This window comes from Collinsella aerofaciens, assembly GCF_039752955.1.
GTDB classification, from domain to species: domain Bacteria; phylum Actinomycetota; class Coriobacteriia; order Coriobacteriales; family Coriobacteriaceae; genus Collinsella; species Collinsella aerofaciens_BI.
Map to the genome: position 1 here is coordinate 1 of NZ_JBDMHB010000052.1, position 11,315 is coordinate 11,315.

Sequence of the window (11,315 nt, forward strand, 5' to 3'; positions counted from 1 at the left end):
CGCATCCTGGGGCTGGAGCAGGTCCCAAGGGTACGGCTGTTCGCCGTTTAAAGCGGTACGCGAGCTGGGTTCAGAACGTCGTGAGACAGTTCGGTCCCTATCCTCCGTGGGCGCAGGAGAATCGATGGAGGCTGCCCCCAGTACGAGAGGACCGGGGTGGACGCACCTCCGGTGAACCGGTTGTCGACCAACGGCACGGCCGGGTAGCCGCGTGCGGCGCGGATAACCGCTGAAGGCATCTAAGCGGGAAGCCGTTCCAGGGATTAGTTCTCCTTCCGGTAAGGGCCCAGGTAGACTACCTGGTCGATAGACGGCAGGTGCAAGGCTGGCGACAGCCTCAGCCGAGCCGCACTAATCGCCCGAGCTCTTCCGGAACCGCACCTCGCGGCCCGCGGGACCTGCGCTCATGCGCGCGGTCCGGGCACGAGGATGCCCCCGAGTCATCTCCCCTATGCGCCATGCGGCCCCCAGGGCACGTGAGTGAGACACCGGACACCGAAACGGTGGGCGCCGCCCACCGGTCAGCGGCCAGAGCATGGGGGGCACGCCCGGTCCCGTTCCGAACCCGGAAGCTAAGCCCCATCGCGCCGAGAGTACTGCGGGGTCAGCCCGTGGGAGGCCAGGGCGCCGCTGACCGGTGGACGGCACCGAGCCGTACGCTTGAACTGAGAAGGGGGAGGCCTCGCGGCCTCCCCCTTTTTGGCGTTATATACACGTTGTACTTTGGGGCCTAGCTCCCCCGTATTCGCTCTTACTGTTTGGCTGTATTTTGAGTTCTTCTAGTGTATTTGAGCGATAATTACTCGCATTGGCGTTAGGGAGGGCTTGATGTTTACCGTATTTGTCTTGGGCAATATTGCTTCGGGTAAGTCGACTGCCTGCCGCTATTTCGAATCTCGTGGCGCTATGCTTATCGATCTGGATGAGCTTGCAAAATCTCTGTATGTGCCGGGCTCTGATATCGTCAATACTCTCGCGGATGAATTCGGTTGGGATATTTTGGATGAGGAAGGCGGCATTCGCCGCAGCATCCTCGCTTCTCGAGCTTTCGCTTCTCCTGATTCGGTCGCACGACTCAATGGCATCGTGCATCCCGTTCTGATTGAACAGCTTTCGCTGAGGATTCTCGATCCGGTTTGTTGTACGGTTTCATCTCCCCGTTACCCCTTTGCGGTGGTCGAGGTTTCTGCTCCGACTGGTTTTGAGGATGCATTTGGCTTGGCTGATGAAATTTTGGTCATCAGCGCCCCTTTGTCAGTTCGTCGCGAGCGCGCTATTCAACGTGGCATGGAGCCATCTGATTTCGATGCCCGTTCTGCTTGCCAGCCCGAAGAGTCTGTGCTGTGCAATCTCGCTACAACTGTGATTGACAATGCGGCAGACGATAACTCGCTCTTTGAACAACTGGACGCATGGCTTTCGCGCCATGGGTTCGGGGATGTAGTGGATAAGGAGGAGGCCGATGCCTAAGACACGTTTCCTTACGTGGTATCGCCTTATACCGCTGGCTGCCGTTTTTGCCTCCGGCCTTATCTCATTCGTTTACTCGTATGCTCCTGCCGCTTTCTTTAAGCCGCTGTATCCGATTGACTACGAGGCGTATGTAAAGCAATCCAGTATTTCGCATAATCTGGATCCGTATCTGGTGTGCGCTGTCATTAAGTCTGAATCGAATTGGGATCCCGAGGCCGAGTCGAATCAGGGTGCTCAGGGATTGATGCAGCTGATGCCCGAGACTGCCCAGGATATGATCGCCAAGGGCCTTGTCGACGGTGGCGAGTATTCGGCCGACAACCTTAACGATCCGGCTACGAATATCGAGTTTGGCTGTGCGTATCTCTCGTATCTTCTAGCGTATTTTAACGGGTCGACTGACAGTGCCATTGCCGCCTATAACGCCGGCATGGGCAATGTCGACGGATGGGCGCAGCAGAGTACGTCGCTTCATAATGCAATCACCTTTCCCGAGACGCAGGCGTATCTGATTCGTGTCAATAATGCCTGGGTTCGCTACAAGACCCTCTATCCCGATCGGTTCGTATAGGACTATGCCTGCCGCCTGCGTATACTGCAGATATATGAGTTAGGAGTATCCATGGCGGAATTTGAAGTGGAACGCGTTGGTGGTGAACTTAAGCGCTTTGGCGTTGAAGGCTCTGACGTGCCGTTTAAGGTCGTGTCTCCCTATGAGCCTGCCGGTTCCCAGCCTAAGGCCATTGAGTCGCTTGTGCAGGGCGTGAGGGACGGAGACCGCTATCAGGTTTTGCTGGGCGTGACTGGTTCGGGCAAGACCTTCACGATGGCAAAGACTATTGAGGCCCTGGGAAAGCCGACGCTGGTCATGGCTCCGAATAAAACGCTCGCCGCTCAGCTTGCGAGCGAGCTCAAAGAGTTCTTTCCCAATAACGCTGTGGTCTACTTCGTCTCGTACTACGACTACTATCAGCCCGAGGCGTATGTGCCGCAAAGCGATACATATATCGAGAAAGACTCCTCGATTAACGAAGAGGTCGAGATGCTGCGCCATCAGGCGACCGCGTCACTGCTCTCTCGACGCGATGTGATCGTCGTCGCATCAGTCTCGTGTATCTATGGCATCGGCTCTCCAGAGGACTATGCCGGCCTAGCTCCAAACGTCGACAAGAAGGTTCCGCTCGAGCGCGATGACTTTATCCATGCACTTATCGATATTCAATATGATCGCAATGACTATGACCTGGCACGCGGCACGTTCCGCGTGCGCGGCGATGTTGTCGACGTGTATCCGCCTTATGCCGAGCATCCGTTGCGGTTTGAGTTCTTTGGCGACGAGGTCGAGCTGATTGCCGAGATCGATGAGGTCACCGGCGAGATGCTTCGTGAGTACGAGGCCATTCCCGTATGGCCGGCATCACACTACGTGACCGAGAAGCCGAAGGTCAAGGCGGCTCTGAAATCGATCAGCGAAGAGTGCGAGAAGCGCGTGGCGGAGCTCAAGGCGACCGACAAGTTGCTCGAGGCGCAGCGTCTGCAGCAGCGCACCGATTATGATCTTGAGATGCTCGAGACGATGGGCTTTTGCAACGGCATCGAGAACTACTCGCGTCATCTGGACGGTCGCAAGCCGGGTGAGCCGCCGTTTACCCTAATCGATTACTTTCCCAAGGATATGCTCTGTATCATCGATGAGAGCCATGTGACGGTGCCGCAGATTCGCGGCATGCACGAAGGTGATCGCTCGCGTAAGGTGACGCTGGTGGAACACGGTTTTCGCCTGCCCTCGGCGCTCGATAACCGCCCGCTTCGTTTCGATGAGTTTGAGGCAAGGATACCCCAGTTTATCTATGTTTCGGCCACGCCGGGCGATTACGAGCTGCGGGTTAGCCAGAACGACGTTGAGCAGATTATTCGTCCGACCGGTCTGCTCGATCCCAAGATCGATGTGCGTCCGGTTCGCGGTCAGATTGACGATCTTGAGGACGAGATTCGCGAGCGCGTTGCCCGCAAGGAGCGCGTGCTGGTGACCACGTTGACCAAGCGCATGGCCGAGGACCTGACCGACCATCTGCTTGATGCGGGCATTAAGGTCAATTACATGCATTCTGATACGGCGACAATGGACCGTGTCGAGATCCTGCGAACGCTGCGCGAGGGCAAGATCGATGTTCTCGTTGGCATCAACCTGCTTCGCGAGGGCTTGGATCTTCCCGAGGTCTCACTGGTGGCAATTCTCGATGCCGATAAGGAAGGCTTCTTGCGCAACCGCCGTTCGCTGATTCAGACGATTGGCCGCGCGGCCCGTAACGCCGATGGCGAAGTCATCATGTATGCGGACGTTGTGACCGATTCGATGAAAGAGGCCATCGAGGAGACGCGGCGCCGCCGCGAGATTCAGATGGCATATAACGAAGAGCATGGCATTGTGCCCAAGACGGTGCGCAAAGCCATCAACGACATCTCAAGTTTTATTGCCGAAGCCGAAAAAACCGTGGGTTCCAAGGGGCGCTCGAAGGGCGACTCCCTTGGCCATGGCGCATTCTATACGCCCGATGAGTCGGGCGAGGGAGGCGTGCCGGAAACGGTGGCACCCGAGCAGACACTTGCGGAGCAGTTGGAAGAACTGCCGCATGACGAGCTTGTGCGAATCGTCGAAACCATGGAAGAGGATATGCGCAACGCTTCTGCCGCCATGGACTTTGAGGAGGCGGCGCGCCTGCGCGATGCCGTCGTTCAGATTCGGGCGATGCTCGAGGGTGCGTCTGAGGACGAGACGATCGAGCGCTTACGTTCGCAGGCTCGCAAGGGTTCCACGTTCGCATCGGGCAGAAAACGCCAGGGTGCACGGTTTAAGAAATAGCGAACAGGCCCCGAGTTCCCTGTGGAGCTCGGGGCCTGTGTCTTTTGCGTGCTGGAATTCGTGCGCTAGAGGTCTGCGATCAGGGCTTCGGCACAACGAATGCCGTCGGTGGCCGCGCTCATGATGCCGCCGGCATATCCAGCTCCCTCACCGCAAGGGTAGAGGCCCGGGGTCGACACGGCATGGCACGTTCGGTCTCGGGTGACGGTAACCGGTGAGCTTGAACGAGTCTCCACGCCGGTAAGAACGGCATCGGGGCGGTCGTAGCCTCGTAGCTTTTTTCCGAGTAGGGGAAGTCCCAGGCGGAGCGACTCGACGATATGCTGCGGCAGGGCTTCGTCAATTGCCGTCCAGGTCACACCGAGCGGATAGGTGGGCTTTACCTTTCCGGGCGCCTTGCTGGCGCGTCCTGCGAGGAAATCTCCGACGAGCTGTGCCGGTGCGTTCCAGTTGGAACCGCCTAGGCGATAGGCGGCCGCCTCGCAGGCGCGCTGGAGATCGATGCCGGCGAGCGGGTCATCGTTGGGAAGGTCCTCAGGCGTGACGTTAACGAGCAGGGCGGCGTTTGCGTTGCGTCCGTCTCGGGCATTGAGACTGGCGCCGTTGACGCATAGGTGGCCCTGCTCGGAAGAGGCGGCGACAACCTGCCCGCCGGGGCACATGCAAAACGAGAACACGCTGCGGCCGTTGGGAAGATGGGCGACGAGCTTGTAGGGGGCTGCTCCGAGGGCAGGATGTCCCGCCGAGGCTCCATATTGGGCTCGGTCGATGTCGCGTTGCGGATGCTCGATGCGAACGCCCATGGCAAAGGTCTTTTGTGCGAGGGCCACGTTGTGGTCCTTAAGGAGCTCAAAAATATCGCGAGCAGAATGCCCGCAGGCGAGGATGAGGTGCTTTGTCTCGATTGGCTCGCAAGCGGCGTCTTGGGACGATTGGACATCAATACCGGTAATGGCGCCAGACGCGTCGATGTGAATGTCGACGAGCTTTGTTCGATAACGGACGACACCTCCGAGCTGCTCGATGCGCTGGGATATAGCGGTGACAACCGTGGGAAGGATGTCGGAGCCAATGTGCGGCTTGGCATCCCACAGAATATCGCGGGGCGCGCCCGCCTCGACGAAGGTTTCGAGGATAAGGCGATGGGCGGGATTTTTTGTTCCCGTATTGAGCTTGCCGTCCGAGAAGGTCCCCGCGCCGCCCAGGCCAAACTGGATATTGCTCTCGGGGTCGAGGATGCGCTCCTTTAGAAAGAGGTCGATCGCATGCGAGCGGCGAAATGCCGGGTCGCCGCGCTCGATGAGCAAGGGCTTAAGACCTGCTTCGGCGAGCGTTAGCGCAGCGAAAAGGCCAGCGCATCCGGCGCCGACAACGACAGGGCGTTCTTGAGGTGCGTCGGAGACGGGGGTGGGGAATGAAGACCCATCGTCTTCTATCGCGCGTACGCGCGAGCGGTCACGCTCGGAAACGCTGTCGACCGCTTCTCGCTCGAGGTGGGGACTGGTCAGCTCAACACGAAAGCTCAGGATAAAATGGACGTCTCGTTTTTTGCGAGCATCGATTGACTTGCGATGGAGCACGATGGACTTGATCTCGGAGTCCTTGCAACGTAGGACGCGCTTGGCGACTCGCTTGCCGACAATGAGGCAGGCATTTTCATCGCTGGCTTCATCGAGCGACGCGTTGACTTGGGTGATTTCGATCATCGAGGTCTCCTTAGAGGCAAGAAAGAGGCCGTCCGGTATCCCAGACGGCCCGAATGCGTTTTTGATTATAGACTGCGCGGTTACAGGCTGCTTGCAGCGCGAATGCCCGAGAGCCATGCCCACGCAAGGTTAAAGCCTCCGCAATCGGCGTCGATGTCGAGCGCTTCGCCGCAGACGTAAAGCGGGGCGTCGACAACGCTGCGCGCGCGTAGACTGGGTGTTGAGATGCTCTCGACAGATATGCCACCACGCGTGATCTGCGCCGAGCGCTCCTCGGCTGTTCCCTCGACGAGCAACTTAAAGTGCTTGAGGATCGAGACCAGGTGGATGACATCGTTGGAGCCTGGATGGCACTGCTCGAACGCCGTGCAGACGACGCGGGAGAGTTGCGGGGCGAGCATGCCGTCGAGCCAACGAGGATCGCGGGGCGAAAAGCCACCGAGCAGCTCAACGCGCCGGTTGAGCATATCGAGCATCTCGTCTTTGGAGAGGTCGGGGAAAACGTCGAGCAGGATCGTATCGCCGTGCTGGATACGACGGGAGAGGTTGAAGACAGCGACGCCCGAGATACCGAAGCCTCGAAACAGGACTTCACCGTCTTCGTGCCAGAGCTCATTATGATTGCGGGCGAGCGTCAAGTGGGCGCGGACGCGCAGGCCATCCAACGTCTTGAGTGCCGCCCGATCGCCGACGACCGTTGCCGATACGGGGCAGAGGATGGGGCGCAGCGAAGTGAGGGGGAGGCGAAACGTATCGGCGATACCGGTGGGGTTGCCGCCCGTGGCGATAATTACGGCATGTGCCTGCAGGGCCTCGTTCTTGCGAGGGACATCGGCGAGCGCTTTCCGAAGCGAGCGGAGCTCCGATTTTCGGTCGTCGTGCTTTTTTGCCTTGAGCGCCCGCGCTGGACGGTCTATTTGGAGTGCCCAGCCTTCGGAAGCTTTGTGTGCCGAGGCAACGTTGGCTCCGCAGATTAAGGTGATACCCAGGCGGTTGCAAACATTGAGAAGTGCGTCGCGCACCGATTCGGCGCGAAGGGAGCGCGGGTACAGCCGGCCTTCCTCGGAGGTTGTCATGATGCCCAGCGAGGAGAAGAAACCCATAAGCTCTTGTTCGGGCTGGGGGCCCATGACGGATTCGACGAATGCGGGGTGGTTATACCGCTGAGGATCAATCGATTCGTTGGAGAGGTTGCAGCGGCCGTTGCCGGTCGCAAGGAGCTTAAGGCCGCAGGCGACATCGCGCTCAACGATGCAGACGCTTTTGCCAGCGCGTGCGGCCGTAATGGCGGCGGCGAGGCCTGAAGCCCCGCCGCCGATTACCAGGACGTCATAGAAGGCGCTCGTGTTCACTTAGGCCTCGTCGGTCTCGTGCGGGGTAATGGCCTCGACGGCAGAGACTGCCTTGGGCAACATGCCATCGGGCAGCGCGGTCTCGACCTCGCCCTTATCGCAGGCCTCGGCGAGTGCCGGATTAATGGGAAGCTGGCCCAAGATGTCGAGGTTATAGCGATCTGCGACCTCGGGGAGCTTGCTTTTGCCAAAGACCTCGATCTTCTTGCCGCAGTCGGGGCACTCGATATAGCTCATGTTCTCGACAATGCCCAGAATGGGGACGTTCATCTTCTCGGCCATGTTGACCGCCTTGGCGACGATCATCGAGACCAGATCCTGCGGGCTCGTGACGATGACGATGCCGTCGACGGGCAGCGACTGGAAGACGGTGAGCGCGACATCGCCTGTTCCCGGAGGCATGTCGACCAGCAGGTAGTCGATGGGGCCCCACGAGGTCTCGCTCCAGAACTGCCTAATGGCGCCCGCGATGACCGGACCGCGCCAAAGGACGGGGTCGGTCTCGTTTTGGAGCAGAAGGTTGGAGCTCATGACCTTGACGCCGTGCTCGGAGATTTCGGGCAGCATAAGGTTGCCAAGGGCATGGACGTGGCGTCCGCTCATACCGAACATCTTGGGGATAGAGGGACCGGTGATGTCGGCATCGAGGACGCCGACCTTGTGGCCGTGACGGGCAAGCTCGGTGGCGATGGCACCGGTGACAAACGACTTGCCGACACCGCCCTTGCCGGAAAGCACGGCGATGACGCGTTTGACCTCGGACAGCGTGTTCTCCTCAAATTGCGACGGCGACGTTTGTCCGCCGGCGGCCTGTGCGTGCTCGCAACCCATGTATGACTCCTTTGTATATGTTGGGGCCGGAGCCCCGTGATGTGACACGAGCGTCATTGTACCCTCGTTTGCGAGCGGGAGTCATTTGCGATGCATTTGGGCCGAGCGTGCTTGCAATACGATGGGTCCAAGCGAATGGGCGGGCTTACTGAACTTTGCTGGCGAACTCGAGGTATTGCATGCGCTGCAGCTTGTCGATCGTCGAGGCGTATGGGCTGTCTTCAGATTCCAAGTCGTAGCGCAGCCCGTCGGCACCAAGGTAGCCGGCGACATTGATGGTGGGCACATCTGACCTTGTTGCAAGCAGAGCCTTTTGATAGTCGGTGAGCGGGGCGCCGATCTTATTAAGGGTAATGGCTGCAATCTCGTTTGCCCCGACGGTGTCGTAGACGTTGAGCTCGGTATTGCCGGCGATTTCATAGTTAGCCCAGACAAAATATGTCGACTGATAGATACGGAAAGCGTGGCTTGCCGTATCTTCCTGGGGGTACAGCTCGTCGTTGAGAGTCGTTGCGGCGCTCGGCTGATGGTCGCCAAAAAAGACAAGGACAACCGGTCTGCCGATATTGCGGAGCTCGTTGATAAAGTACTCGAGGTCCCGGTCGGATGCGTTGATGCAGGTAAGATAGGTGTTGAGCGCGCTATTGGCACCCTCGCTGGCTCCCTCAACCCAATAGTTTGTCAGCTCCTCGGCGGGAACGGTGCCATAGTCGTAGCCGCCGTGATTTTGCATCGTGACGTCAAAGATGAACTGCGGGGCTTCGTCGGTTCTAAGCAGGTCGAGTATCTTGTCGTAGGTGACGTAGTCGCATACGCCGGCATGGTAATAGGACGCACCTTCGAAATCGCCGATTGAAAGAAAGTCTCCAAAGCCCAGCTGCTGATAGATTTTATCTCGATGGTAGTTGACGGGGTTTTGCGGGTGCATAGCCGTAGCGGTATACCCAAGCTCTTTAAGGTCCTTTGCCAGGCTGTTGACGCCATTCATCTGATACAGCTGATAGGGGATTTTGCCCAATCCAACAAAGGCCGTTGTCGCTCCGGTCAAAAATTCGAATTCGGAGTTCGCCGTTCCGCCACCGGCGACCGAAGCGAGCATGGTGCCGCGAACAAGTGTGTCGGGAAGCGAGTTGTAGAATGCGGGGCCGGTGTACCCGGCCGCCTGGAGCTGCTCAAAGCACGAAAGGTCGCTAAAACTCTCATTCATGACGGCAACAATCGTCGGCTTGATTTCATTGAACTGGGCAACGGCCGCCGCGCGCTGCTCGCTCGAGCCATACGTGCTGTCGTAGGTGGCGGCGAGCTCCTGCTCGATGCTCTGCGCCTCATCGGGCGTATAGTCTTCGGGCTTCTCAATGGGCAACTCGTTGACCATTTCGGTGAACGAAGTGATAAAACCCTGAGACGCATACGTGGTGATGGGCTGCCAACGGTCAAATCCAAAATTCAGCGCCTGCTCCAAGTCGATGCTGGAAAAGCCCGAGAGCCCCACAACGGTCACTAGCAGAAAAGCGCAGAGGTTAGCGGCGATTGCGGGGAAGACATGGGTGGGCGTACGGAGCTTTCTCGGTCGGATAAGCGAAAGAAGCCCCAGGGAAATCTCCAGCAGGGCTAGAGAGGTTACGATTCCGGCGGTAAAGGTAAACTCGTATCCCTCGCTCACTTCCATTGCGGTGCCAAGGGCCAAGATATCGCTTGGCAGGATGGCCTCGCCTTTAAACGTTATGACGAAGTGCTCGGCAATGCCAAGGATGCAACAGGCGACGGGCACGAGGGCCATGACGCCTCCATGACGCTGTCCCAGCAAATAAAGGGAGAGCAGAACCGTCGCGAGCAGCCCGACGGAAAACCCGAATGAGTTGGCGGGAATGCGATAGAACGTTTCGTTACAGGCAATTTCGAGTGAAACGAACGAGAGCGCTGAAACAGCGGCGATGACAAGGATGTCACGGCAAATACAGGCAACCGTTCCCGTCGCAAGATCGGTTTGGTCGATAAGTCCCGAAACCAAGGGCTCGACAAGAAGTATGACGGCGGTAGCACCGAGCGCCGAATAAGAAAGGACCCATAGGGAATTGTCCTCATTTACGAGCAATTGATTCGTAATCCATGCAGCTACCATGCCGAGCGGGATGAGGAGCGTCGCGCACCAAAAGACGCGGGCAATGGGCGGCTTTTCATTGTGTTTGATTGAAAAATACACGCGCACGACGACGGTGGCCACGATAAGGACGGCGATGAATATGGGCAGATTGGCCATGTCGCTCGAAGTGATTTCAAGGGGGATATCTTCGGTCATGGACGTTCCTCTGTTACAGCAAATTAAGTTCAGTAGTAGATTACTGTAACCTTTCCACGGCATTTCGAGAAACAAAGCACCCGATACGCAAAGCTAAAGGTCTGCGAATCTTGTATTACGAACATCTGTGCGCGTCGAGTGCGCTAAACTCATCGACAGTATGATTCGATGCAATAGGAGGCAAGGAGCTTCCATGTCTGATTCTTCTATCGTTATTCGCGGCGCTCGTGAGCACAACCTCCGTGATATCGATGTTTCCATTCCGCGTGACCAACTCGTGGTCATTACCGGTCTTTCTGGCTCGGGCAAGAGTTCGCTGGCATTTGACACTATCTATGCCGAGGGCCAGCGTCGATACGTCGAGAGTCTTTCGAGCTATGCGCGCCAGTTCTTGGGCCAGATGGACAAACCCGACTTGGATTCAATCGACGGCCTTTCGCCGGCGGTGTCGATCGACCAAAAGACGACGTCTAAAAACCCTCGCTCGACGGTTGGCACCGTAACCGAGATTTATGACTATCTGCGCCTGCTGTTCGCCCGTGTGGGCACCCCGCACTGTCCCGAATGCGGCCGCGTCATTGAGCGCCAGACGACCGACCAGGTTGCCGACAAAGTCTTGGCGGCGGGGGAGGGTCGCCGCGCGTTTGTGCTGGCACCGGTGGTGCGCGGGCGAAAAGGCGAGTACACCAAACTGTTTGAGGACCTTCGCGCCGAGGGCTTTAGCCGCGTGCGTGTCGACGGCGAAGTGCGCTCGCTCGATGATCCGATCGATCTGGACAAGAAGTTCAAAC

The 11,315-nt window shown here is 58.2% G+C and carries 7 protein-coding genes, 2 rRNA genes and 1 pseudogene; 6 read left to right on the forward strand and 4 right to left on the reverse strand.

What is annotated here, in order from left to right; all coding sequences use genetic code 11:
* The 5 genes from ABHR75_RS08970 to uvrB form a co-directional block, all read left to right on the forward strand.
* A 23S ribosomal RNA gene (locus tag ABHR75_RS08970) occupies positions 1-376 on the forward strand; the annotation flags it as partial.
* Between the two features lie 144 nt (positions 377-520).
* Positions 521-636: ribosomal RNA gene (rrf, locus tag ABHR75_RS08975) — 5S ribosomal RNA — on the forward strand.
* A 192-nt stretch (positions 637-828) separates the two neighbouring features.
* Positions 829-1,470 (forward strand): dephospho-CoA kinase, encoded by a 642-nt coding sequence (coaE, locus tag ABHR75_RS08980; RefSeq protein WP_271748702.1) that lies wholly within the window; start codon positions 829-831, stop codon positions 1,468-1,470.
* Entirely contained in the window at positions 1,463-2,044 is a 582-nt protein-coding gene (locus ABHR75_RS08985; RefSeq protein WP_346964150.1) for a lytic transglycosylase domain-containing protein, read from the forward strand. The genes coaE and ABHR75_RS08985 overlap by 8 nt, the downstream gene beginning before the upstream one ends.
* Before the next feature lie 51 nt (positions 2,045-2,095).
* Positions 2,096-4,336 carry an excinuclease ABC subunit UvrB gene (gene uvrB / locus ABHR75_RS08990; protein WP_055286969.1) on the forward strand — a complete coding sequence of 747 codons (2,241 nt, stop codon included), beginning with the start codon at positions 2,096-2,098 and terminating at the stop codon, positions 4,334-4,336.
* A 65-nt stretch (positions 4,337-4,401) separates the two neighbouring features.
* On the opposite strand, the gene ABHR75_RS08995 is transcribed toward uvrB, so the two are convergent.
* The 4 genes from ABHR75_RS08995 to ABHR75_RS09010 form a co-directional block, all read right to left on the reverse strand.
* Positions 4,402-6,042: an NAD(P)/FAD-dependent oxidoreductase gene (locus tag ABHR75_RS08995; protein WP_346964151.1), complete on the reverse strand. Its 1,641-nt coding sequence runs from the start codon at positions 6,040-6,042 to the stop codon at positions 4,402-4,404.
* Positions 6,043-6,122: 80 nt separating this feature from the next.
* Positions 6,123-7,394: an NAD(P)/FAD-dependent oxidoreductase gene (locus ABHR75_RS09000; protein ID WP_346964152.1), complete on the reverse strand. Its 1,272-nt coding sequence runs from the start codon at positions 7,392-7,394 to the stop codon at positions 6,123-6,125.
* Positions 7,395-8,225 (reverse strand): Mrp/NBP35 family ATP-binding protein, encoded by an 831-nt coding sequence (locus tag ABHR75_RS09005; RefSeq protein ID WP_195622269.1) that lies wholly within the window; start codon positions 8,223-8,225, stop codon positions 7,395-7,397.
* A 145-nt stretch (positions 8,226-8,370) separates the two neighbouring features.
* Positions 8,371-10,524, reverse strand: a complete 2,154-nt coding sequence (locus ABHR75_RS09010) for an LTA synthase family protein (protein WP_055310501.1) — start codon at positions 10,522-10,524, stop codon at positions 8,371-8,373.
* A gap of 193 nt (positions 10,525-10,717) precedes the next feature.
* Between ABHR75_RS09010 and ABHR75_RS09015 the strand changes: the two are divergent.
* Positions 10,718-11,315: pseudogene (locus ABHR75_RS09015) on the forward strand (excinuclease ABC subunit UvrA); the annotation flags it as partial.

Bases quoted from the DNA above. Each gene is read 5' to 3' on its own strand.
- coaE (WP_271748702.1), top strand. From the start codon at position 829: ATGTTTACCGTATTTGTCTTGGGCAATATTGCTTCGGGTAAGTCGACT.
- ABHR75_RS08985 (WP_346964150.1), top strand. From the start codon at position 1,463: ATGCCTAAGACACGTTTCCTTACGTGGTATCGCCTTATACCGCTGGCT.
- uvrB (WP_055286969.1), top strand. From the start codon at position 2,096: ATGGCGGAATTTGAAGTGGAACGCGTTGGTGGTGAACTTAAGCGCTTT.
- ABHR75_RS08995 (WP_346964151.1), bottom strand. From the start codon at position 6,042: ATGATCGAAATCACCCAAGTCAACGCGTCGCTCGATGAAGCCAGCGAT.
- ABHR75_RS09005 (WP_195622269.1), bottom strand. From the start codon at position 8,225: ATGGGTTGCGAGCACGCACAGGCCGCCGGCGGACAAACGTCGCCGTCG.
- ABHR75_RS09010 (WP_055310501.1), bottom strand. From the start codon at position 10,524: ATGACCGAAGATATCCCCCTTGAAATCACTTCGAGCGACATGGCCAAT.